A 24,143-nucleotide genomic window follows, 5' to 3' on the forward strand; every position below is an offset into this window, starting at 1 on the left:
TACGCACTCCAGCGGGAGCAAGCTCCCTCGCCACAATGAATATGTATTCGATTAGAGAATTTCTGTGAAAGCCAGATCCGATGAGTTACAGATCTTCGTCTGCGTGATCGAATGCGGTTCGATTTCCGCCGCTGCCGAGCAGGTCGGGCAGACGCCGTCGGCGGTGAGCCGCACGTTGTCGAAACTCGAAGCCAAGCTCGACACCACGCTGATCAACCGCACCACGCGGCGCATGGACCTGACCGAAGAAGGGAAATATTTCTTCGAGCAGGCCAAGCTGATTCTCGATCAGATGGAGCAACTTGAAGAACGCCTTTCCTCGCGCCAGCAAACGCCGTCCGGGCGCCTGCGGATCAACGCCGCGTCGCCGTTCATGCTCCACGCCATCGTTCCCTACATCGACGAATTTCGTGGGCTTTACCCGGACATTCAGCTCGAACTCAACAGCAACGACCTGATCATTGACCTGCTGGAACAAAGCACCGACGTCGCCATCCGCATCGGCACCCTTGCCGACTCGACGCTGCACGCGCGTTCACTCGGCTGCAGTCCGTTGCTCATCGTCGCCAGCCCCGCGTATTTGAAAAAACACGGTGCGCCACGACAGGTCGCGGATCTGAGTGAGCACACGCTGCTCGGTTTCACCCAGAACGAGGGCCTCAACCAATGGCCGCTGCGCTATGTGCACGGCGACCGCTGGCCGATCACCCCGGCGATCAGCGCCTCCAGCGGCGAGACCGTGCGCCACCTGGCTCTGGAAGGGCAGGGCATCGCCTGCCTTTCTCACTTCATGACCATCGACGACATCCGCGCCGGGCGTTTGAAGGTTTTGCTCGGCGAATTCAACAGCGGCTACCGCCAGCCAATCAACGCGGTGTACTACCGCAACTCGCAATTGGCGTTGCGCATCCAGTGCTTCCTCGATTTTATCCAGGGCAAACTCGCGGCCTACGCCAGCGCCGATTTCAAAGGCTGATTCGTGATCCCTGCGCAAGATTGAATTGGCCTGTGGCGGGTTTTTCGCCGAGGTTCATCGGTCGATACTCGCTGCATCAATTACTCACGCAGGGAGTTTCTCCATGAACGTATTTATCACCGGCGCCGCCGGATTTATCGGCGGTTCCATCGCAACCGGTCTGGTGCAGGCCGGGCACAACGTTACCGGTCTGGTACGCAGCGCCGAGCAGGCTGACGAGCTGAAGGCATTGGGCATGAGTGCCGTGATCGGCACCCTTGAGGACGGCCAATTGCTGGCTGATCAGGCGCGTGTCGCTGATGCGGTGATCAACGCTGCCAGCAGCGATCATCGCGGCGCGGTTGAAGCGTTGCTCGGCGCCTTGCGTGGTTCCGGCAAAGTGTTCCTGCACACCAGCGGTTCGAGCATTGTCGGCGATGCCTCGGGCGGTAAATCCAGCGACGACATCTACTACGAAGACAACCTGCCCGAACCTACCGTCGACAAGGCCGATCGCGTGGCCATCGACAACCTGGTGCTCGCGGCGGCGCAGGATGGCGTGAACTCGGCGGTGATCTGCAACACGCTGATCTACGGCCACAGCCTGGGCGTCAAACGCGACAGCGTGCAATTGCCGCGACTGCTGAAACAGGCGCGCAAAAGCGGCGTCGTTCGCCACGTCGGGACTGGGCAAAACATTTGGTCCAACGTGCACATCGAAGACGTCGTCGCCCTGTATCTGCTGGCGCTGACCAAGAACGTGCCGGGCACTTTCTACTTCGTGGAAAGCGGTGAAGCCTCGTTCATCGACATGACCACCGCCATGGCCGAAGCGTTGAACCTGGGCAAACCGCAAGACTGGCCACTCAAAGACGCCGAAGCCGAATGGGGCTATGAAATGGCCAACTATGGCCTCGGCTCCAACAGCCGAGTACGCGGCCAACACGCCCGCGAACTGCTGGGCTGGGCACCGAAACGCACGTCGGTGGTTGAATGGATTCGTAACGAAATGGTGTGATTGGTCGTTAAGCCCCGCTGGGCTTTGTTATCACCCTTCAGAACGGCTGCCATCGGGCAGCCGTTTTCGTTTCAGGCTTTGCGCTTGTGTCACGCCAGACCTATGGTGATCTGAAAATAGCCAGTTCAGCAGGTACAAGGATGATTAACCGTTACGATGCAGAAGGTGCACAGAGCAGCTTTCAACCTGGCTCGGGGGACCAAGTGCTGAGCAATAAACTGGGCATTATCGAGCCCGAAGACATGGATGATGCAGAGCTGGTTTTGTTGGAAAAGCTCTACCAATCGGTACTCATCGAGCATTTGCCTGATCGGCCACTGACTGTTAAGGACTTGAAGGATTGGCATCGACACTGGCTCGGAAACATCTATCCATGGGCTGGCGATGTTCGTGCGGTAAATTTGGGCAAGGATGGATTTTTCTTCGCTGCTGCGCCGCAGATTCCTCGGTTGCTCGATGTATTTGAAAGGGACTGTCTTGCCAAATACACGCCATGTCGACCCGATCTGGACGAGAACCTGATTCGCGCCATCGCTGTAACGCACGTCGAGTTCATCCTTATTCATCCCTTTCGCGAAGGTAACGGACGCTTGTCGCGATTACTGGCGGATGTGATGGCCGTGCAGGCGGGCTATGTGCCGCTGGACTACAGCAGTTGGGAACGAAACAAAAAGGCTTATTTTGCAGCCATCAACCAAGGCCTGAACTGCAACTACGAACCCATGGAGTATTGGGTTCGGCAGGCTTTATGGACTTGAAGCCGGGGCTACTTGGCCAAGGACAAGTGCAGGAACTTACTGGATCTCAGTTTGAGTTTGCGCTCAATGGTCTCCACGCTTTGACCCGTCTCGATAGCTGTCGAACTGGCAACTGCGCGGATCAACGTTTCGGTTGTGAGTTTTTTTCGGGTGCGCAGCGTGGGGCTCATGGAAGGAACTCGACGGAGGTTGTCAGGCGAGTATAGCGCTTGGCTGGATTTGAAAAACATGTCTATGGCTGGGCACCGAAGCGCACGTCGATGGTTGAATGGATTCGTAACGAAATGGTGTGAGTGCAGTGAGCACCGAGTGAAGCCATTCGCGAGCAAGCCCGCTCCAGTTTGACCGCGTTCTGGCTGGAGGAATGCAATCCCAACTGTGGGAGCTTGCTCGCGAATGCGGTGGATCAGTCAATGAAGATGTTGGATGTGATGACGTCTTCGCGAGCAGGCTCGCTCCCACAGGGTTTTGTGGTGATTTGGAAAGACATGAAAATCCAGCCCCGCAATTTTCATTAATCACGACACCACATACCCACCAGCGACACGCCTTACCTCTCCACGAAAATTACTTTCATGTGGTTTGAAATCTCTATCTCGAAATGATTTATGAGTTTCACAACCCATTCGAACGTGACCCTTTCGAGGAGTACCGCATGACGCCTTCCTTCGGCTATTGGCTGCTGGTCTACGCCGCCGTGGCCATCATCGCGCTGATCGTGTTGATCGCCCGTTACCGGCTCAATCCGTTCATTGTCATCACCCTGATTTCCCTCGGCCTGGCGCTGGTCGCCGGGATGCCGCCGTCGGCTGTGGTTGGCGCCTACGAGGCCGGGGTCGGCAAGACGCTGGGGCATATTGCGCTGGTGGTGGCGTTGGGGACGATGCTTGGCAAGATGATGGCCGAGTCGGGCGGCGCCGAGCAGATGGCGCGGACGCTGATCGAGAGATTCGGCGAGAAGAACGCGCATTGGGCGATGGTCTGCATCGCGTTTCTGGTCGGGTTGCCGTTGTTCTTCGAAGTCGGTTTCGTCTTGCTGGTGCCGATCGCTTTCACCGTGGCCCGCCGCGTAGGCGTGTCGATTCTGATGGTCGGTTTGCCGATGGTCGCAGGCCTTTCGGTGGTACACGCGCTGGTGCCGCCACACCCGGCGGCGATGCTCGCGGTGCGGGCCTATCAGGCCTCGGTCGGGCAGACGTTGCTGTACGCGATTGCCATCGGCATTCCGACCGCGATTATCGCCGGCCCGCTGTACGCCAAGTTCATCGTGCCGCGCATTCAATTGCCGGCGGACAACCCGCTGGAAAAGCAATTTCTCGACCGCGAACCGCGCGACAAACTACCGGGTTTCGGCATCACCATGGCGACCATTCTGCTGCCGGTGGTGTTGATGTTGATCGGCGGCTGGGCCAATCTGATTTCTACCCCCGGCAGCGCTTTCAACCAGTTCCTGTTGTTCATCGGCAATTCGGTTATCGCGCTGCTGCTGGCGACCTTGCTGAGCTTCTGGACGCTGGGGATTGCCCAAGGTTTCAACCGTGAATCGATCCTCAGATTCACCAACGAATGCCTCGCGCCGACAGCCAGCATCACCTTGCTGGTGGGCGCTGGCGGCGGCTTGAACCGGATTCTGGTGGATGCCGGTGTGACCGATCAGATCGTCGGCCTCGCCCACGAATTTCACCTGTCACCGCTGCTTATGGGTTGGCTGTTTGCGGCGTTGATGCGTATTGCCACCGGTTCGGCAACCGTTGCGATGACCACCGCATCAGGCGTCGTCGCTCCGGTGGCCATCGGTCTGGGTTATCCACACCCGGAGTTGCTGGTGCTGGCGACCGGCGCGGGCTCGGTTATCTTTTCCCACGTCAACGACGGCGGCTTCTGGTTGATCAAGGAATACTTCAACATGACCGTCGCGCAGACGTTCAAGACCTGGACCGTGCTTGAGACGTTGATCTCGCTGGTCGCTTTCGCGCTGACCGTCGGCCTTTCTTACCTGCTGTAACCGGAGCCCGCCGCCCATGGACATCCTCTACCAGATCCGCGCCCGCCAGGATTCCTTCAGTGCCGGCGAGGGCCGCATCGCCCGGCTGATGCTCGACGACGTCGGATTTGCCGCCAGCGCCAGCCTCGAAGACCTCGCGCAACGCGCCGAGGTCAGCACCGCCACGCTGTCGCGGTTTGCCCGCACCGTCGGTTGCCGTGACCTGCGCGATCTGCGCCTGCAACTGGCCCAGGCCAGCGGCGTTGGCAGCCGTTTTCTCGACCCGGCGGGCACGCCTGAGCAATCGGCGTTCTATGGGCAGATCGTCGGCGACATCGAAACCACGCTGCGTCAGCATTTGGCCGGATTCGACGAATCGCGTTTCGCCGATGCAGTGAAATTACTCGGCCAGGCGCGGATGATTCACGCCTTCGGCATGGGCGGTTGCTCGACCCTGTGCAGCGATGAATTGCAGGTGCGCCTGGTGCGCCTTGGCTATCCGATTGCGGTATGTCACGACGCGGTGATGATGCGCGTCACCGCCGCCAGCCTCAACGCCGAACAGGTGCTCATTGTCTGCTCGCTGACCGGCATCACCCCGGAGCTTTTGGAAACGGTGGAGCTGGCACGCAACTACGGCGCACGCATCCTCGCCATCACTCGCGGCGACTCCCCACTGGCCGAACTGGCCGACGTCGTCCTGCCACTGCAAGGCGCGGAAACCTCGTTCATCTACAAACCGACAGCCGCGCGCTACGGCATGCTGCTGGCCATCGACGTGCTCGCCACCGAGCTGGCGCTGGCAAGCCCCGAAGACAATCAAGAACGTCTGCGTCGAATCAAACTCGCCCTTGACGAATACCGTGGCGGCGACGATCACCTGCCGCTGGGAGACTGACATGCAGTACGACACCCTGATCCGCAACGCCTTGGTCATCGACGGCAGGAACACGCCCGGCTATGAGGCCGACGTGGCGATTCTCAATGGCCGCATCGAGCGCATCGGCGACCTCCACAATGCCAACGCCAGCGAAGAAATCGACGCCGCCGGCCGCGTGCTGGCACCGGGTTTCATCGACGTGCACACCCACGACGACACCGTGGTGATCCGCCAGCCCGACATGCTGCCCAAGCTCAGCCAGGGCGTGACCACGGTGATTGTCGGCAACTGCGGCATCAGTGCTTCGCCGGTCAGCCTGAAAGGTAATCCGCCGGATCCGATGAACCTGCTCGGCAGCGCAGCGGCGTTTGTTTATCCGCGTTTCAGCGACTACCGCGCAGCCGTCGAAGCGGCCAACACCACGCTGAACGTGGCCGCACTGGTCGGTCACACCGCGTTGCGCAGCAACCACCTCGACGACTTGTTCCGCACCGCGACGCCCGGCGAAATCGCCGCCATGCGCGAACAGTTGCGCGACAGCCTCGAGGCCGGCGCGTTGGGTTTATCCACAGGTCTGGCCTACGCCAGCGCCTTCAACGCCTCGACTGATGAAGTCATGCAACTGACCGAAGAACTGACGGCGTTCGGCGCGGTGTACACCACCCATTTGCGCAGCGAATTCGCCCCGGTGCTGGAGGCGATGGATGAAGCGTTTCAGATCGGCCGACACGCGCAATCGCCGGTGATCATTTCCCACCTCAAGTGTGCTGGCGTAGGTAACTGGGGGCGCAGTCCGCAATTGCTCGCCGCGTTGGAAGAGGCGGCGAAAACCCATCCGGTCGGCTGCGATTGCTACCCGTACGCGGCAAGCTCTTCGACGCTGGATTTGAAGCAAGTGACCGATGCCCACCGCATCACCATCACTTGGTCGACACCGCACCCGGAAGTCAGCGGACGCGACCTGATCGACATTGCTGGCGAATGGAAATTGCCGCTGGAGGAAACAGCGAAACGTCTGCAACCGGCGGGCGCAGTGTATTACGGCATGGACGAGGCCGACGTCAGAAGAATCCTCGCCCATCCGCTTTCGATGGTCGGTTCTGACGGATTGCCAGAAGACCCGTTCCCGCATCCGCGCCTGTGGGGCGCTTTCCCACGGGTGCTCGGCCATTTCAGTCGTGACGTCGGCCTGTTTCCGCTGCACACCGCTGTGCACAAGATGACCGGTCTGTCGGCGGCGCGTTTTGGTTTGCAGGAAAGGGGCGAGATTCGAGAAGGGCATTGGGCGGATCTGGTGTTGTTTGATCCGGCGACCGTGCGCGATGTTGCCGATTTCACCGATCCGCAACGGGCGGCGCAGGGGATTGACGGGGTGTGGGTCAACGGCGTGTTGAGCTATCGCGACGGGCGGGCGAACGGGGGCAGGGCAGGGCGGTTTTTACCGAGAGACGGGAGTTTGTGCGAAGGATTTCGTTGATTCGAATGATGCCGAAAGATCGCAGCCTTCGGCAGCTCCAGGTGTACGCCCGGCTGCGATCTTTTGATTTTATGCGGTGATGGCACTATGAGATTAAAGAAAGCCATCAACAAGCCGATTTGCTGACATCCTCCCCGTCTACACTGTGGGGCCAATCAGTCAGGGAGCACCCCATGAGCTTGGGCAAAACCACCCCGATCCTGCGGATCTTCGATGAGGCCAAGGCTGTCGAGTTCTACGTCGATTTTCTCGGTTTCACGATCGACTGGCAGCATCGCTTCGAAGCGAATTTTCCGCTGTATCTGCAGGTGTCGCGGGGTGAGTGTGTGTTGCATTTGTCCGAGCATCACGGCGATGCGTGCCCGGGTTCGGCGCTGCGTATCGAGACCGATGAACTGGAAGTGTTTCAGCAGCAGTTGATTGCCAAGAACTACACGTTTTCGCACCCGCAGATTCAGGCGATGCCGTGGGGTAGCCAGGACATGACCATTGCTGATCCGTTTGGCAATCGGTTGGTATTTACCAATGCGATCAGTCTTTGAGCTGAAGGCCCGATAGCCCGCTTACCGCGCAGAAACAGCCCGCAAGCCATCCATCGAAATCGCTGCGGGCCGTCGCCTCATTCCGTCGGCACCAACCGATCCAACACCCGATTCACCGCCATCTCCGCGACCATCACAATCTGCGCAATGCCCTGCAACGTCTTGCGCTGCGAGCCGTCCACCAGCCCTGCCTGATTGTTGAGCATCACCGTCGCTGACCCCAGCGTTTCGCAGGCATCGGCCAGCAGCGATTCGTTGTCGGCCTCGGGATTGGCCATGTACAGCGTATTGGGTGTGTAGGGTGGAGCCATGAATTCAGCGCTGGACGTGCCGAGGTAATGGTCGAGGGCGCGGTCGGCGGCTTCGTGGAATTTCTTTGAGTCGGGGGATGCCGGGTCGGTGGTTGGCGGGTTTGGGGTTACTTTGAACATATCCAGATCCTCATTTGGCTGGCCACCGCTTCCCTACTAAAGGAAATGGAGGCAGCTGTGCGCAGGTTAGTAGACCGGGGATCTGGGAAACCGGCGCGCCCGAAGGCGCCCTGCGCACAGCCACCATAAAGTTCAGGCGAGACCTGACTGTCTGATGAGCTATGCACCCCAAATATTCCGGGCTACTAAACCCGATCACTGATGGGCAGTGACGCAATCACAGTAGCGATGAGGTTTGAGGCGCACAAGCCGGCGGATTCTGGCGCAGGCGTAGGCAGCGGCGCAAGGAATTGTGGGTGGTTTCGCGGAATGCCGGGCAGTTTTAAACAGTTGAAGGGCGTCGTGTTTATTGCGCGATTTATCTGGCGGAAATTTACGGCGCTGCCGATGACGCCATCGCTGGCAAGCCAGCTCCCACAGTGTCCGAGTTGATCACTATATCTGTGGCTTGCACCGAACCTGTGGGAGCTGGCTTGCCAGCGATAGGGCCATCAGCATCACCGCCGATGCCGCTGCCGAAACTCCCCCGGCGGCATCCCGCGCCAGCTCTTGAACGTACGATGAAACGAACGCGGTTCGGTAAACCCCAGATACTGCGCAATGTCCTGAATCGGCAAAGTACTGTTGAGCAAATAATGCTCTGCCAGCTCCTGCCGCAGCTCATCAAGAATCTGCTGATACGACGTCCCGACCTGCTGCAATTGCCGCTGCAACGTGCGCACCGAAACGCAAAGCTGTTCGGCCACTTGCTCCTTGCGCGGCAGGCCTTCCTTGAGCAATCCGCGCAAAATGTTTTTCACCTGCTCCCCGAGCGACGCCTCCTCCAGCGTCGCCAGCAAACCCATCGCGTGTTCTTCCAGCGTTCGCAGCAATTGCGCATCGGCCTGGCGCAGCGGCAGCTGCAAATAAGCCAGCGGCACCACCAGTGCCGAATACGCCTGATCGAACAACACCGGGCAACCGAAAAACGCTTCGTACTCGGCCAGCGTCACCTCATTCGGTCGCGAATGCTCCAGCCACACGCAGGCCGGCGACAGCTGCGTGTCGGCGATCCAGCGCGCGTAGTGCAGCCACGAACCGAGCACGTTTTCCACCAGATGCCGACGAATCCGGGGCCGCTCGTAACGGCAGGTCCAGACCAGATGAACGTGATCGCCTTGCACCTCGGCGCGGCTGACGCCCATGTCACCGACCAGTTTTTCGAACGGCATGATCCGGCTCATCGCATCGCCCAACGTCGCGCAATTCATGGTGATGTAACCGAGCACGCTCCAGGAATTGGGCAGGACAAAATTCGCCGCATGCAGCCCGAACAATGGATCGCCCGAGTGCTCGCAGAAATAATCCAGCAAGCGCTCATGAGCCTCGCCCGGCAGACGCAGGGTGTTGTCGTTCAATTGCTGCGCGTCCAACCCGGCCGCCGCCAACGCAGGCTCGATGGCGATGCCCAACTGTTCGGCATGGCGCAGGTATTTGAGCAGCGGCGGAACGGAGGTGAAGCCGAGCGATGGCATGTTCGCGGTCCTTTGATCGACGGCGCTTTGGTGAATGAGTGCCCGCAAGGTAAGTGGATTGCCCGGCGAAAGTAAATGGCCTGACGTTTGGCGCCATTCGCTACAGGATCTGGCCGGAAGCGACCGTGACACTTTCCCAGCGCTGACTAGTATGGAGGCTTGATCCGACGGCAGAAAAGGACACACGCATGCGACGCTGGAACGGTTGGGGAGAGGCAGGCACGGTGGTCGAAATGCCGGCCCAGGGCACGACATTTCTCCATGAACGCTTGGGCGCTGGCCACGCGTTGCCCGACGCCACACTGGAAGCGGCATTGGCGCAAGTGCCGACCTCGCGCCTGGTGCCACATCGTCTGTACAGCGTCGATACCCACGATCGCCTGCCGCACGCGCGCGGCCAGAGCCTGCCGGATTGGCTGGCGTTGCGCGAAGGCGCGCTGGGCACTTATCCCGATGCCGTGGCCTTTCCCGAAACCGCCGAACAGATCCGCGAATTGCTGGCGCTCGCCCATGACCGGGACCTCTGCCTGATTCCCTACGGCGGCGGCACGTCGGTGGCCGGGCACATCAACCCGCCGGACTCCATGCGCCCGGTGCTGACGGTGTCGCTGGCGCGCATGAATCGCCTGACCGACCTCGACGAACAGAGCCTGCTGGCGACGTTCGGCCCCGGCGCGACCGGGCCGCAAGTGGAAAGCCAGTTGCGCGCACGCGGCTACACGCTCGGGCATTTCCCGCAGTCGTGGGAGCTGTCGACGCTGGGCGGTTGGGTGGCCAGTCGTTCCAGCGGTCAGCAGTCGTTGCGCTATGGGCGGATCGAGCAGTTGTTTGCCGGTGGCACCTTGGAAACTTTTGCCGGGCCTCTGCAGATTGCAACGTTCCCGGCGTCGGCGGCAGGTCCCGATCTGCGTGAGGTGGTGCTCGGTTGCGAGGGCCGTTTCGGGATCATTTCCGAAGTCAAAGTGCGGGTCAGCGCGTTGCCGGCGGACGAACGTTTCTACGGTGTCTTCCTGCCCGACTGGGCGCAGGCGCTACGAGCGATCCGGCAACTGGCGCAGGCGCGCGTGCCGCTGTCGATGCTGCGCCTGTCCAACGCGGTGGAAACCGAAACGCAACTGGCGCTGGCCGGCCATCCGCAACAGATCGGCTGGCTGGAAAAGTACCTCAGGCTGCGCGGCGCCGGTGACGGCAAATGCCTGCTGACCTTTGGCGTGACCGGCAATCGCCAGCAAAACGCACTGTCGTTGAAACAGGCGCGCCAGCATCTGAAAGCGTTCGGCGGTGTGTTCACCGGCACGCTGCTCGGCAAGAAGTGGGCGCAGAATCGCTTCCGTTTTCCCTACCTGCGCGAGAACCTGTGGAATGCCGGTTACGTCGTCGATACGCTGGAAACCGCTACCGACTGGAGCAACGTTGATCACCTGCTCAGGCTGATCGAAAACAGTCTGCGCGACGCCTTGGCCGCCGAGGGCGAGCGCGTGCATGTATTCACCCATCTGTCCCACGTCTACGGCGAAGGCTCGAGCATTTACACCACCTACGTGTTTCGCCCGGCGGCGGACTATGCCGCGACGCTGGCGCGCTGGCAGGCGCTCAAACACGCGGCCAGCCAGACCATCGTCGACAACCACGGCACCATCAGTCATCAGCACGGCGTCGGCAAGGATCACGCGCCGTATCTGCTGCGCGAAAAAGGCCCGCTGGCGATGCAGACCTTGCAGGCGCTAAGCGAACACTTCGACCCGGCCGGGCGCCTCAATCCCGGCACGCTGTTGCCAGAGTCGAAGCCATGACAGCGGACTGGAACGCGCGATGGCGCGAGCAAATCCTGCCGACGCTTGCGGATGAAACCTGGGACCTGATCGTCATCGGCGGCGGTATCAGCGGCGCCGGGATTGTCCGTGAAGCGGCGCGCCGGGGCTGGCGTTGTCTGCTGCTGGAGCAGCGTGATTTTGCCTGGGGCACGTCCAGCCGATCATCGAAAATGGTCCACGGCGGTTTGCGTTACATCGCCAAGGGCCAGTGGCGGCTGACCCGCGATTCGGTGCGTGAGCGCCAGCGTTTGCTCGACGAAGCGCCGGGGCTGGTCGAGCCGATGAGCTTCATGATGCCGCACTATCGCGGCGGCTTTCCCGGGCCGCGCGTCATGGGCGGCTTGCTCTCGGTGTACGACGCCTTGGCCGGGCGCCGTAATCATCGTTTTCACGACGCGCAGCAGCTGCGTTTTCTCGCCCCTGGGGTGAAGGAAAATGGCCTGCTGGGCGGTAGCTGTTTTGTCGATGCACTGACCGATGATGCGCGGCTGGTGATGCGCGTATTGCGCGAGGCTAGGGCCGATGGCGCGGTGATTGTCAGTGGTGTGCGGGTCACACAACTGCTGCGTGACGGCGGGCGAGTGAGTGGGGTTCAGGTCGAAGATGGCGAGGGCGGCGCGACGCTGCCATTGCGCTCTGGCGTGCTGGCCGTGGCTACCGGCGCGTGGGCTGAGCGCTTGCGGCCAACCGAGGCGCCGCGGCAATTGCGGCCGTTGCGCGGCAGTCATTTATTGCTGCCCGGATGGCGTCTTCCGGTGGCTCAGGCGTTCACGTTTCTGCATGAGCGCGACCGACGGCCGGTGTTTGTTTTTCCGTGGGAAGGCGCGACGGTGGTCGGCACCACGGACCTGGATCACCGTGAGGATCTCGACCAGAGCGCGCGCATTTCCAGCGAAGAACTCGACTATCTGCTTGCCGCTTGCCAGCAACAATTTCCAGGTGCAGAAGTGGGCGTTGATGATGTGCTTTCGACTTGGTCAGGCGTGCGTCCGGTTGTGGGCAGGGCGGTGGGTGCGCATCAGGACAAGCCGTCAAACGAAACCCGCGAACATGTGCTGTGGCAGGAGCCGGGTTGCGTGACCTTGGCCGGCGGCAAGCTGACCACGTTTCGTCCGCAAGCGATTGAAGTGCTCAAGGCCTGCGCGGCAATGTTGGGACGTTCCTTTGTCGATGACGGCGCTCCGGTATTCGCCGCTGTGCAGCCGCTGACAATTCCGGGGCTGAGTACGAGTCAATGGCGACGGTTGGCCGGGCGTCACGGTCGAGACCTGCCGAGGCTGGCGCAATTACTGGCCGAACTTGGTCAGGAAACGGTCGGCGCCACCGACACGTTGTGGGCAGAACTGGCGTTTGCCTGCGAGGCTGAAATGGTTGTGCATCTGGATGATTTGTTGCTGCGGCGGACCCGGTTGGGCCTGTTGCTGTCGCGCGGTGGCGACGATTATTTCCCCGCGATTCGCACGCTCTGCCAGCCGCGATTGGCCTGGGACGATGAACGCTGGCAAGGGGAGATTCAGCGTTATCGTTTGCTGTGGCTGCGCGATCATGGCTTGCCGGAGATCACGCCATGACGGACGTCGCAAATAAGAAATACCTGCTGGCCATCGATAACGGCACCCAGAGCGTACGGGCGTTGCTCTTCGATCTGCAGGGCAATCTGCTCGGCAAAGGCAAAGTCGATCTGCAGGCGTATTACTCGACCCAGCCCGGTTGGGCCGAGCAGGATCCGGAGTATTACTGGGCGAAACTCGGCGAGGCCTGTCAGCAACTCTGGCAGCAGACCGGCATCGACCCTGCGCAGATTGCCGGCGTGTCCCTCACCACCCAGCGCGGCACCGTGATAAATGTCGATGCCGAGGGCAAGCCGCTGCGCCCGGCGATCGTCTGGCTCGATCAACGCCAGACTGAAGTCGAGGGCGGCATCAAGGGATCATGGGGATGGCTGTTCAAACTGGTCGGCGCCAACGCGACGGTGGATTATTTTCGCGCCCAGGCCGAAGCCAACTGGATCGCCCGGCACCAGCCCGAAGTGTGGGCGGCGACCGACAAGTTTCTGCTGCTCTCGGGTTTTCTTACCCATCGCCTGTGCGGGCGCTTCGTTGATTCGGTCGGCTGCTGCGTAGGCTATCTGCCATTCGATTTCAAACGGCTGAAATGGGCCGCGCCGACTGACTGGAAATGGCAAGCGCTGGCGGTGCGTCCAGAGCAGTTGCCGACCCTGCACAAACCCGGCGAAACCCTCGGCCACATCACGGCCGAAGCCGCCCGCCACACGGGTATTCCCGAAGGCCTTCCGTTAATTGCCGCAGGCGCGGACAAGGCCTGCGAAGTGATCGGTTCCGGCGTGGTCGATGCGAGCACCGTGTGCCTGTCCTACGGCACCACCGCGACCATCACCAGCACCCGCTCACGCTACCTGGAAATCGTCCCGCTGATCCCGCCATACCCCTCGGCCGTGCCGGATCAGTACAATTGCGAAGTGATGATCTATCGCGGTTACTGGATGGTCAGTTGGTTCAAAAATGAATTCGGCCTGCGCGAAATGCAGCAGGCGAAAGAGCAGGGCATCGAACCGGAGCAACTGTTCGACGCACTGGTCAACGCCGTGCCGCCGGGCTCGATGGGCTTGATGCTGCAACCCTACTGGTCACCGGGCATCCGCGAACCGGGCGTGGAAGCCAAAGGCGCGATGATCGGCTTTGGCGATGTGCACACCCGCGCGCACATCTATCGGGCGATTCTTGAAGGCTTGGCGTATGCGTTGCGCCAGGGCATGGAAAATATCGAGCGGCGTTCGAAAGTCTCGATCAAGCGCCTGCGCGTGGCTGGCGGCGGCTCGCAAAGTGATGCGGCGATGCAACTGACCGCCAATATTTTCGGCCTGCCGGCAGAGCGGCCGCATGTCTATGAAGCGTCTGGGTTAGGTGCGGCGATTTGCTGTGCGGTGGGGTTGGGGCTACACAAGGATTTTTCCACGGCCATTGCGGCGATGACTCGCGTCGGTGCGGTCTTCAATCCACAACCCGAGGCGCAGAGGATTTACGAGCAACTGTACAAAGACGTCTATCTGCGCATGTATCGACAGCTCAAACCGCTGTACCACAGTATCCGCAAAATCACCGGGTACCCTGAATAGTGCAGACACCATAGACCCTGTGAGAGCGAGCCTGCTCGCGAATGCGCAGTATCAGTCAGCAATGTTTTTCCTGACCCACCGCCTTCGCGAGCAAGCCCGCTCCCACAGGTATTTGCGGCTTGATCAAAATCCGGAGTGCCACACAAATCCAGTGTGGGAGCGGGGTTGCTCGCGAATGCGGAGTGTCAGCCAACCTTGATTTGATTGACTAACCGCCATCGCGAGCAGGCTCACTCCTACAAGGGTTCCGAGGTGTTCACACATGTTGTGTTCGACCTGGACCCTGTAGGAGTGAGCCTGCTCGCGATTGTTTTTCAGCCTCAGCGCAAGACGAACATCAAACGCGGAAGTGGCTGACCATCTGCTGCAACTGACCACCCAGGCGCGCCAGTTCAACACTCGACGCAGCAGTCTCATCACTCGCCGCTGCGGTCTGCTCGGACACGTCGCGTACGTTGATGATGCTGCGGCTGATCTCTTCGGCCACGGCGCTTTGCTGTTCGGCGGCGGCAGCAATCTGCTGGTTCATCGACTGGATGTTCGACACCGTGCGGGTGATGTTCTCCAGCGATACGCCAGCCTTGCGCGTCAGGGCGACGCTGCTGTCGGTCAGCGCGCGGCTGTTGTTCATCACCGCCGAAACTTGCTGGGTGCCGTTCTGCAGACCGGCGACCAGGCCTTCGATTTCCTCGGTGGATTTCTGCGTACGCTGGGCCAGGCCACGAACTTCGTCAGCCACTACGGCAAAACCACGACCGGCTTCACCGGCACGCGCCGCTTCAATCGCGGCGTTGAGCGCGAGCAGGTTGGTCTGTTCGGCAACTGCCTTGATCACGTCCATGACGCTGCCGATCTTGTCGCTTTCCTGTTGCAGCACGCTCATCGCTTCGGTCGAACGCACCACTTCGCTGGCCAGACGCTCGATCTGCGCGATGGCCTCGTTCACCACCTTGTCACCTTCACGGGCTTCGCCATCCGCAGCTGCCGCGGCTTGCGAGGCTTCTTCGGCGTTGCGCGCGACTTCCTGCACGGTGGCAGTCATCTCGTGCATCGCGGTGGCGACCTGATCGGTCTCGATTTTCTGGCTGTTCACGCCGGCGCTGGTCTGCTCGGTCACGGCCGAGAGCTCCTCGGCGGCGCTGGCAATCTGGGTAACGCCATCGCGAATGCCGCTGATCAAGTCACGCAGGGTCACGCCCATGCGCGCAATGCCTTGTTGCAGCACGCCGAGTTCGTCACGACGGGTGACGGTGACGTTCTGGGTCAGGTCGCCGCTGGCGATGCGTTCGACCACGGCTAGGGTTTCGCGCAACGGACGGGTGATCTGACGGGTGATGATCACGGCAGCAATGATGCCCACCAGCAGCGCCAGCAACGTGCTGATCAACTGAAAGGTGCGCGCCTGGGCGCTTTCGGCGTCACGACGGTCAAGTTGAATCTGGTACAACTGCTCGCTCAGGGCGACGATAGTCGTGCCCTGATCGGTCATTTCCTTACGCGCCTGCACGGCCTCGGTGTTGGCGTTCTTGTACGCCATCAACGCGCTGCGATAGCTGGTCAGCGCGGTTTCCAATTGGCGCAAGGCATCCTGCTGAGTCGCGGCAAATTGCGCATTCAGCGGTTTGAGGCTGGCGATGGCCGCGTCGATCTGGCCGACGGCTTTCTGTTCGGTGTCGGCATTGCTGGTCGCGGTGTAACCACGCACTTCATAACGCGCGAGGATGAACGCTTCCTTCGCGGCAGTGACGGCCTGGAACTGCTCGAAACGCTGATCGCTCAACTCCATCTGTTGCACACGCTGGCTGATCGATTCGATCAGGTTGTACGCGGTCTGGGCGTTGACACTCATGGTGTCGCGCGCGCTGTTGCCGGTGCGATAGGCGTTGCGCATTTTGTTCAGCGAGGTCTGGTATTCAGCGATGGTCGCCGCCTGCTGCTTGAGCAGTTTGACGTTTTCCGGACTCTTGAATTTGCTGATCAACGCCTGCTGCTGGGCAGCAAAGCCTTCAAGGGTGGTCTGCACGTTTTGCGCGGCGGTTTCATCGCCGTTGGTCAGCATGTACTGCAGACGCACTACGCGCAGTTTGGTCAGCCCGGAGTTGAGCTGGGTGATGTCGCTCATCCAGTTACTGCGGTCGATCAGGCCACCGAGGCTGGTCCAGCCGGTCAGCGCCAGGATGCAGGTCAGGGCCAGAACCAGGCCGAAGCCCAGGCCGAGTTTCATGTTCACGCTGATGTTACCGAACCAGCTATTCATGCAAATCCTCCAGAAACGTTGGGTTTCTTGTCGTCGGTTAGGCTGGAAGATTGTTGTTCTTTTGAGCCAGCAGGGGTGTTAGCAGGTCTGTATCGGCCGCAAATCCGAGAGCTGAAAGGTTTTTGTCGGATGGCGTTCATAGCAGCCCATCCCAAGAACTTTTTCACATGGCTTTCACTGGCTGACCACGCGCGTCTGCGTACCTTCGCCGCATCGAATGACCTGCAATGCAAAGTGGCGAGGCGTTTTTTGTGGAATTGAGACTGAGTCTGTTTGGCATCAAACGCTCGATCGACCTGAGCGGTCTGGCGCGTTTGCGCGATACATGGGTGGTGCTGGCGGCATCGATACTGGTCATCCCGCTGACCCTGTGGTTGCTGGCGCCCAACGCAGTGCCGGACCTGGCCCACGGTAATCTGGCGGGTGCGCAGGCTTTGGCGGCAGGGTGGGACAAAGGCGAGATGATTGTGTTGGTGCGCCACGTCGAGCGTTGCGATCACTCCAAAGCTGCGTGCCTGAGTGGCAATGACGGCATCACCGACCGCTCGCGCAGTGTCGCGGTGGCAGTCGGCGCCCGGTTCGAGCAACTGGGCCTGACTAACGCTGACATCTATAACAGCCCGTCAATGCGCACGGTGCAGACGGCCGGTTACATGTTCAACCACGCCGCCAGTGGCGACGACTGGCTGATCAACTGCAGAGGTCGCATGCTGCAGGATGCGCTGGCGCACAAGATCCCCGGGCGCAACCTGATTCTGGTGACCCACAGCGAGTGCATGGCGCAGATCGAGAAAGACCTCAAGGCGCCGGCCTCGAACATGGGTTACGGCTCGTCATTGTTTGTCTCCGCTGCCAACCCGGCGGCTCCGAGGATGCTCGGCTTCATCGAAGCCTCCGACTGGCGCACGGTGGCTACCCAATGAAATCCCGTTTCTACGCGTATAACGTCGGCATTCCGTTGGTCTGTGCGGCCGTCGTGTTTCTGATGTTCGACATGACCCGAATCGACATCGCCTTCAGCAATTTCCTGTTCGACCCGCTCACGCAAACCTTCCCGATCGACAAAATCCATTTTTTCGAAAAACTGACCCACAAATGGGCGCGGATCATTCCGAACTGGACGGCAGAAATCGCCTTGATCGGCGCGATGCTGTCGCTGGTCTGGCCACTGGTCAATCCGCAAAAACGTCCGCGACTTGGCGCTCTTCTGGAGCGCAATAAAGTCGCGCCCGTGCTGCGCTTTACCGCAAATCACTGTAGGGATTTTTTCTTTGTCGTGGTCGCGTTCGCGCTCTGCACGGGCGTGATCCACTTCCTCAAATCCCATACCAGCGTTTACTGCCCAATCGAAACCACGTTGTACGGCGGGAAAATGCCTCACATCGAGTGGTACAGCAATTTCCAACTGTTCCATGAAGCCGGGAGTGGCCGCTGCTGGCCAGGCGGCCATGCGTCGGGCGGTTTCACCATGCTGGCGCTGTACTTCGTGGCGCGCCGGTATCAATGGCGCTTTTCCAGCGCGATCCTGTGGGGCTCGCTGCTGCTGGGTTTGATCTACGGCACCACCCGCGTCCTGCAGGGCTGGCACTACATGTCCCACACGTTCTGGGCGGGAATCTTCGTATGGCTGACCTGTTTGCTGACGGCGTTGGCCTTCTACGGACGCACGCGGATGGAGCTGCCGGTAGTGAACAAACGCACACAGAAAGTTTTCAACGCTCAGCCTGAAGTCTTGCTCTGAACGCGTTCAGAAAAACAGGGGTTGAACGTCAGCCAAGGCGCCGCAACCAACGCTGATCCGGCGCCTCGAAACCGGGATTGACCAGCGCCGTCAGCACATGGTCCTGCCAGCGCCCGGCAATGTTCAGATAATCCTTTGCGTAACCCTCGCGCTCAAAGCCCAGGCGCTCAAGCAACCGCGCACTGCGCTCATTGCCAGGAATGTAATTGGCCATGATCCGGTGCAGGTTCTGCGTATCGAACATATAGCCGATACCGGCCTCCAGCGCCTCCTGCATCAAACGCTGGCCCTGATGGGCCTCATCGATGTGATACCCCAAATAACACGCCTGAAACGCCCCGCGAATAATGCCGCTGAAATTGCAGGCGCCAATCATTTGTTGGCCGTCCGGAGTCAGCAGCGCGAAATGCATGGCCAGGCCTGCTTCGAAGGCACTGGCCTGGATTTCCAAGCGACGGCGGATGTTGGCGGTGGAGAAGTAGTCGGTGGTGCGGATGGGGGACCAAGGGGCGAGGTGGCGCAGGTTGCGTTGGTAGAACGCGGTTTCCAGCTCGGCTTGATCGGGGGAGAGGATGGCCAGTGTCAGGCGCGGGCAGGGCAGGGATAACAGCGGCATCGAGCGCTCCTTGGCGAGGGATCTGCTAGCAGAGTCGCGCATATGGTGGGGAGCGGCAAGGTGTGCTGGATGGTAGACGAAAAAAAGCCCGCTAGGAGCGCGGGCGAACCGTAGTTTCTTGAATGAGCGGGGGGATTTTATCGGTTCGAGGGGCGGGGTGCGGTGAAGAAAAATTCATCTCCGGCTGATGCCACGTTTTGCACAACGTAGGCTGGGAGCGCTCCGCTGCAGGAGGGATTCGCTGCGCAAATAACTGTTCTTGACACTCCGTTTGATCTCATCCGAGCCAGCTCAGTCCTGCGCCTGCTGGAGCAACTTGCAAACCTGCGTATTCGCTTCTACGAACGCTTGCCAACTGAAGCGCTGCGCATAGTGCATGCGGTATTGGCGGTCGACCCGGCAGATATCCGGCCGGGTCTCGTAGATCAGGCATTGCTTGTCGGCATCGCTGTAATGCCAACAAGCTCCGTCACCTCGATCCAGGTACTGCGTCTGTTCCGCCAGATGCACATTGCGGCAGCACAATCCGCACTGCGTGCATGGAAATGCCGGCAGTGTCATACCAGCGAAGCCAACCAGTTGCGGGTGCTGGTCGCGTTACCTGCTTCGAAGGGCAGCTCGATGCCTCGGGCCGCCACTGCCTTCCGCAGTATCGTGCTGCGCTGAATTTCGTCGTTGCACGCCTCAAGTTCCTGGGCAAAGGCTTGCAGCTCCTCCACATCCATATTGAATTCTACCCTGCCCAGTTCCAGCAGATAACGGTCAAGCTCTGCATTGATTTTCTGGAACTCGCGCACTGTGCCGGCGTGCGGCGTCAGCGACTCAATGAAGGCCCAGAGCTTGCGTGCCATTGTGCTGTGCAACAGAAAGTAGTTCAGGCCAAGCGTCATCAGGCCCGTCACCAGCGCTCCGGCGAACGCAGCCAGCTCTGTGCCAAAAGGGAAACTGAGAAACGGTACTAACTGGGTGTAAGCCATAGTGCCCACCACCGTGGCAACGCCAACCGACAACAACGATGTTACCGCCTGACACTGCTCGACGAAGCTCAGTTGGTCGGGGTTGAACACCATCAGCTTGATGGCCTTGACCAGTTGTCCCCACAGTTCGCGGATGATCTTGATCGCCATTGCTTGTGTGGTGACGAGAATGTTGAAAAGCGTAGTGGTCAGGCTTCCGAGTACACCCGCGAACACGCCATCCTTGAACGCTACCATGAAGTCCTTGAAACGAGCCTGCACCCGTTTCCAGATGCCTTTGAGCGACTTGTTGATGCTGTCAACGAAGGCTTCCAGGCTGAACGCATGCTTTAGCTTTTCGAGCAGGGACGGCAGTTGCTCGCGTAATTCGAACCATATTTCTGCCATCACCAGCCCGAGCATCTGCCGGGTCCCCATGGCCAAACCTGCAGTACCTGTCGCGTACGCGGTCTGGTGCAGAAACTTGCTGCTGGTGTAGTAGGCTGCATTGATCTGCTGGTCGTACGGCGCACGCGCCTCGGCATCACGCTTGCGCATGCCTTCATGGTCCACGGCTTTGAGCTCGTTGATCTTGCTCTCGGTCTTGCGAATTCTATCTTCCAGCGCGCGGGCCTCATCCTTTTGTTGCGGAGTTTCTCGCGGAGCTTTTGCCAAACGTGCGCGGTCGCCTGCCAGCGATTTTTCATGGTTACAGATCAGGCCTGGCAGCTTGTCCAGATACTCATTGATTGGCGTCTGCTTTTTCGACTTGTTGACCGTTTCGTGAGTGGTTTGCAAATTGCTGCTTTGGTTGGCCAGTTCCACGCCACTAAGCCCTGCCAACACCCGCCCGGCGTCATCGTGGATTTCCTTGGCGCTGATTACGTGATCCAGATTGCGCTGTTCATGGGCAGCCATCACTGTGTTGCGGTAAGGGTCATGCAGTGTTCCGGCCGCCTGGCTGGCCTTGTCTTCGCGGCCCGTAGCGATGTAATTGGCGTGTTGGTGGTAGGGCGTTGAGTCGTAGTTGCCACGCTGCTCGAACCGCTGCTTTTCTGCATCGGTCGTCCATATACCGTTGCGCACGTTGTGGATAGTGTTGACCTCGCCGCCTTGCTTGTCCTTGAACAGCAGGAAGTCCAGACCGAAGCTGGTCGTGAGGCTGGCGATTACGGTTTTTTCGAGCTCTTCGGCCCACGGGAAGTCTTGCGCTGCGGCGTGCATAGAGGCGTCCATGACGAATGAAAGAAGGGCGAAAGCGGAGGCGGGGCCTATCGACCCCGCGCATCCATCATGCAGGCTCTACCTGAGCCGCGTTGTTCTGGGTCAGGTTGATCTGCTCCTGCAGCTTGTCGTCATTGAGGATCATGGAACCGTCGGAATCGGTGGCCATGACCGGCACATCGTTCTTGTCTTTGACGACGATGCCGTTCACTTCCTTGACCTTGAACAGCGGAGTGGTGATCAGATCGACGAGAATAGCCGCCAGCATGAAGCCATTGTCGACCGAACGCATGATGGCGTCGCCCAGCTTGGCTAGTTCTGCCTGCGCATCCAGCTTGCGAGAGCGAATGTCTTCGAGACGGTTGTCCATGAACTTGAGGTGTTCGAAGTACTTGTCGAATTGTGCGTATACCGACTTGAGCACGTCGTTTACGTCGAACGCATAATCCTCCGCCTTGCTCAGCTGTTTCTGGGCTTTCTGCAGTTTGGAAACAGCACTGTCCACTTCACGGTCGGCTTTATGCGCATTCTTCAGCGCTTCATCGCCATGGCTGTCGTAAGCCCAACCGGCGATTGCCAATACCGGGCCGGCCACTGCTGCGCCGAGAATTGCCGTACCGCCCGCCATGCCCAAACCGCCTGTAGCCAGTGAGCCACCACCGATTGCAGCCAAGGTCGCATTGGTAGCAGCCACACCCGCCAGCGATGTGATGGCCGTGCCGGTGGACGCGGCGCCCAGTGCCATGACGCCGCCATACACGGCGAATCCCGCAGCAGCACCGGCAGCGCCGGCACCGGCGGTTGCGCCCAATACGCCAACAGCGGTGTAACTGTAGCTTTCGATGCTTTGCAGTTTGTGTTTGGGGATGCTGATTTTCAGCTTGTCCTGACGGCCTGTGTTGAGCTTGAGCAGCAACTTGTCAGCGAGGGTCTTGAACGCGTCGAATTGCTTGCCGATCTGCAGCTCCTGCTTACCTAACGCCTCGAGGGCAGCGTTGGTCGCCTTTTCCTGGATATCGAATGCGGCTTTTTTATCGGAATAGCGCGTCTTGGCAGCGTTGACGATATCGTCTGCTTCAGAGTGCTTCTGGTAACCGTCGTAGCCTTTTTTGGCACCATATGCAGCACTGACTAGCGCAGCAGCGCCGAGGATGAGGGGAAGTGGCATGGCAATGTCCTTTTTGATTATTGAAGGTCAGGCGAGTTGCGGTAGCGTTGTGACGTAAGTGTTCTGGTAGAGCGCTTGCATCGAATTGAGTCGCCCGCGCACTTCATCCACCCAAACCTGCGGCGCATGCAGGCGAATGTTTTCGTTCAGGGCGAAAATCCACCAAAGCGTTTCGCGGTCCAGTGGCACGGTGGCGTGCAGGCGATGCCAGCCCTGCTCGGAAATACCGCTCAGGGTCTGCTGCGTGCTCAGCGGCGTTTCGTTCAGCAGGGCTGCGATTTGCGGGCGTACGTCGGCAATCAGTTCAACTTGGGCTTGGGCTTCTCGATAGCTGAAAACGCCACTGGCGATGTAGGCATCGACGTTGAAACTTTCATGTTCGTGGGCGATTTCTTCAAGCACGCTGACTTCGATAATCCGGTGCAGGGCAAACTGTCGAAGATCGCTGTAGCCATCCACGGAGGCCAGCAGGTAGCTCACCGCATGCCTTGTGACCAGCCCCGCCGGGTGCAGACGGAAACGCTTGAGATCTGCCTTGCTACGGCTGCGGTACACCACTTCAAGTTGTTTACGCTCGAGAAGGCCAGCCGACACTTGCGCCCACGTGTGCGCGCTGACTTGCGCTGGCAGCAGGGTTTTGCCATTAGGCAGGGAACGCACCCGCCTCGCCCAGTCGGCCAGACCGTTGCCACCCAGCCCATTGAGGAAGTTGCGGGCCCGGCGAAACTGCGGGCCCAACTGGTCCAGAACGCTTTGTGGCAGGATCGGACTCAAATGGCTTTCGGACAGGAACAGCGCCAGTGCGGTGGGCGCATCCATGTCTTCCAGCTTGAGTGGCGCCTCACGCGTGAAGCTCCAGCGGAAGGGCGTTTCGCTGTCGTCACACTGCAGGGAGAACGGGATAGACAACCGGCTCAAGTCACGCTGAATCGAGCGCAGCGTGACCGAAAATCCTCTGTCACGCAGCTTCTCGAGCAGGGTCGGAGTGGCAATGCGCTGGGGTTCGGTCGGAATCAGGCGTAGCAATGCGAACAACCTGAGCAGCGTATCCTTCGCTTGGGGCATGGTAACTACCTGGTCCTGTGTTTCTACTGAGCGCCAGCGAACCGGCGACATGATGGCGTGAATCCTACTTAATTAAGTGGCGTAGTGCCATCAAATGCTTTGAGCAGCCTCAGTCGCTTGCCAGGAATTGTTCCAGCTTGGTTTTGAGCACTTCTTTCGCGGTCGCCATTCGGCGCTGGGGTGAAGGGGTATCGCAGTTTGGGCAGCAATTGAACCAGTCGCGATTCAGCACCAATACGTCACTGCTTGGGAGGAAAGTCTTCTTCCATGAGCAGTATTCGCAGGCGAGTGTGTAGGGTGTGGGGGCGATTGGCATGCTTGCACCTGATGATTTTCCAAGTGCAGCCAGAATTGCAGTGTATGGCGACAGCCTGTGTCGCGCAGGCCGAGGTGCCTTGGAAAGAGCCTCGCTTGTTCTTGGAAATGAACACAACTTGACTGTTTCGGTCAGCATCCAGGTTATCAGGCGTGCGGATTCGAAGGGCTCAACAACCGCTGGAGCATCATCAGAGTGTCTATTTCCAAATCCCAGCCACAAAAAAAGACGCCCTAAGGCGTCTTCTTCATCGTGTTGGTGGAGCCGGGGGGGGGGGGGGGGGGGGCCCCC

The 24,143-nt window shown here is 59.8% G+C and carries 21 protein-coding genes; 12 read left to right on the forward strand and 9 right to left on the reverse strand.

The features are described from left to right. Nucleotides 1-64: 64 nt before the first annotated feature. The 7 genes from HU743_RS25260 (at nucleotide 65) to HU743_RS25290 (ending at nucleotide 7,614) form a co-directional block, all read left to right on the forward strand. Nucleotides 65-976 carry a LysR substrate-binding domain-containing protein gene (locus HU743_RS25260; protein WP_186618586.1) on the forward strand — a complete coding sequence of 304 codons (912 nt, stop codon included), beginning with the start codon at nucleotides 65-67 and terminating at the stop codon, nucleotides 974-976. Nucleotides 977-1,079: 103 nt separating this feature from the next. Then, the gene (locus tag HU743_RS25265) at nucleotides 1,080-1,973 is read left to right on the forward strand and encodes an NAD-dependent epimerase/dehydratase family protein (protein WP_186651969.1); all 894 of its coding nucleotides are present in this window, start codon (nucleotides 1,080-1,082) and stop codon (nucleotides 1,971-1,973) included. Nucleotides 1,974-2,113: 140 nt separating this feature from the next. Next, nucleotides 2,114-2,731 (forward strand): Fic family protein, encoded by a 618-nt coding sequence (locus HU743_RS25270; protein WP_186651971.1) that lies wholly within the window; start codon nucleotides 2,114-2,116, stop codon nucleotides 2,729-2,731. Between the two features lie 655 nt (nucleotides 2,732-3,386). Beyond that, a complete protein-coding gene (locus HU743_RS25275; RefSeq protein WP_186651973.1) occupies nucleotides 3,387-4,736 on the forward strand; it encodes a GntP family permease in 1,350 nt (449 codons plus the stop codon). Nucleotides 4,737-4,752: 16 nt separating this feature from the next. Further along, entirely contained in the window at nucleotides 4,753-5,613 is an 861-nt protein-coding gene (locus HU743_RS25280) for a MurR/RpiR family transcriptional regulator (RefSeq protein ID WP_186552197.1), read from the forward strand. 1 nt (nucleotide 5,614) lies between these two features. Beyond that, nucleotides 5,615-7,072 (forward strand): D-aminoacylase, encoded by a 1,458-nt coding sequence (locus tag HU743_RS25285; RefSeq protein ID WP_186651975.1) that lies wholly within the window; start codon nucleotides 5,615-5,617, stop codon nucleotides 7,070-7,072. Nucleotides 7,073-7,245: 173 nt separating this feature from the next. Then, the gene (locus HU743_RS25290; protein WP_186651977.1) at nucleotides 7,246-7,614 is read left to right on the forward strand and encodes a glyoxalase superfamily protein; all 369 of its coding nucleotides are present in this window, start codon (nucleotides 7,246-7,248) and stop codon (nucleotides 7,612-7,614) included. Between the two features lie 77 nt (nucleotides 7,615-7,691). Here the strand turns inward: HU743_RS25290 and HU743_RS25295 are convergent, their stop codons facing one another. Next, nucleotides 7,692-8,045, reverse strand: a complete 354-nt coding sequence (locus HU743_RS25295) for a hypothetical protein (protein ID WP_186651979.1) — start codon at nucleotides 8,043-8,045, stop codon at nucleotides 7,692-7,694. Nucleotides 8,046-8,542: 497 nt separating this feature from the next. After that, nucleotides 8,543-9,559, reverse strand: a complete 1,017-nt coding sequence (locus tag HU743_RS25300) for an AraC family transcriptional regulator (RefSeq protein ID WP_186651980.1) — start codon at nucleotides 9,557-9,559, stop codon at nucleotides 8,543-8,545. Between the two features lie 188 nt (nucleotides 9,560-9,747). Between HU743_RS25300 and HU743_RS25305 the strand changes: the two genes are divergently transcribed. From HU743_RS25305 to HU743_RS25315, 3 genes are read left to right on the forward strand one after another with little or no spacing between them, the layout of a single operon-like run. Further along, a complete protein-coding gene (locus HU743_RS25305) occupies nucleotides 9,748-11,352 on the forward strand; it encodes an FAD-binding oxidoreductase (protein ID WP_186651982.1) in 1,605 nt (534 codons plus the stop codon). Next, a complete protein-coding gene (locus HU743_RS25310) occupies nucleotides 11,349-12,944 on the forward strand; it encodes a glycerol-3-phosphate dehydrogenase/oxidase (protein WP_186651984.1) in 1,596 nt (531 codons plus the stop codon). Before HU743_RS25305 ends, HU743_RS25310 begins: the two co-directional genes overlap by 4 nt. Beyond that, nucleotides 12,941-14,509, forward strand: coding sequence for an FGGY-family carbohydrate kinase (locus HU743_RS25315; RefSeq protein WP_186651986.1), 1,569 nt, complete (start codon nucleotides 12,941-12,943; stop codon nucleotides 14,507-14,509). Before HU743_RS25310 ends, HU743_RS25315 begins: the two co-directional genes overlap by 4 nt. 337 nt (nucleotides 14,510-14,846) lie before the next feature. Here HU743_RS25315 and HU743_RS25320 read toward each other — a convergent pair whose 3' ends face one another. Continuing rightward, a complete protein-coding gene (locus HU743_RS25320; protein WP_186651988.1) occupies nucleotides 14,847-16,766 on the reverse strand; it encodes a methyl-accepting chemotaxis protein in 1,920 nt (639 codons plus the stop codon). A 251-nt stretch (nucleotides 16,767-17,017) separates the two neighbouring features. Between HU743_RS25320 and HU743_RS25325 the strand changes: the two genes are divergently transcribed. Further along, nucleotides 17,018-17,689, forward strand: a complete 672-nt coding sequence (locus HU743_RS25325) for a histidine phosphatase family protein (protein ID WP_186651990.1) — start codon at nucleotides 17,018-17,020, stop codon at nucleotides 17,687-17,689. Beyond that, nucleotides 17,686-18,507 carry a phosphatase PAP2 family protein gene (locus tag HU743_RS25330; protein ID WP_186651992.1) on the forward strand — a complete coding sequence of 274 codons (822 nt, stop codon included), beginning with the start codon at nucleotides 17,686-17,688 and terminating at the stop codon, nucleotides 18,505-18,507. The genes HU743_RS25325 and HU743_RS25330 overlap by 4 nt, the downstream gene beginning before the upstream one ends. A 28-nt stretch (nucleotides 18,508-18,535) precedes the next feature. Here HU743_RS25330 and rimJ read toward each other — a convergent pair whose 3' ends face one another. From rimJ to HU743_RS25360, 6 genes are all read right to left on the reverse strand, one after another. Continuing rightward, nucleotides 18,536-19,123: a ribosomal protein S5-alanine N-acetyltransferase gene (rimJ, locus tag HU743_RS25335; RefSeq protein ID WP_186651995.1), complete on the reverse strand. Its 588-nt coding sequence runs from the start codon at nucleotides 19,121-19,123 to the stop codon at nucleotides 18,536-18,538. 291 nt (nucleotides 19,124-19,414) lie between these two features. Next, entirely contained in the window at nucleotides 19,415-19,684 is a 270-nt protein-coding gene (locus HU743_RS25340) for a YkgJ family cysteine cluster protein (protein ID WP_186651997.1), read from the reverse strand. Further along, nucleotides 19,681-21,303: a DNA repair protein gene (locus HU743_RS25345; RefSeq protein WP_202883923.1), complete on the reverse strand. Its 1,623-nt coding sequence runs from the start codon at nucleotides 21,301-21,303 to the stop codon at nucleotides 19,681-19,683. Before HU743_RS25345 ends, HU743_RS25340 begins: the two co-directional genes overlap by 4 nt. 67 nt (nucleotides 21,304-21,370) lie before the next feature. Then, entirely contained in the window at nucleotides 21,371-22,471 is a 1,101-nt protein-coding gene (locus tag HU743_RS25350) for a chemotaxis protein (RefSeq protein WP_186652001.1), read from the reverse strand. A gap of 27 nt (nucleotides 22,472-22,498) precedes the next feature. Further along, nucleotides 22,499-23,536, reverse strand: a complete 1,038-nt coding sequence (locus tag HU743_RS25355) for a WYL domain-containing protein (protein ID WP_186652003.1) — start codon at nucleotides 23,534-23,536, stop codon at nucleotides 22,499-22,501. A gap of 109 nt (nucleotides 23,537-23,645) precedes the next feature. Beyond that, nucleotides 23,646-23,852: a hypothetical protein gene (locus HU743_RS25360; RefSeq protein WP_186652005.1), complete on the reverse strand. Its 207-nt coding sequence runs from the start codon at nucleotides 23,850-23,852 to the stop codon at nucleotides 23,646-23,648. Between the last annotated feature and the right edge of the window lie 291 nt (nucleotides 23,853-24,143).

The sequence above is a fragment of the Pseudomonas sp. SWRI99 genome (assembly GCF_014270125.1).
Taxonomy (GTDB): domain Bacteria; phylum Pseudomonadota; class Gammaproteobacteria; order Pseudomonadales; family Pseudomonadaceae; genus Aquipseudomonas; species Aquipseudomonas hamedanensis.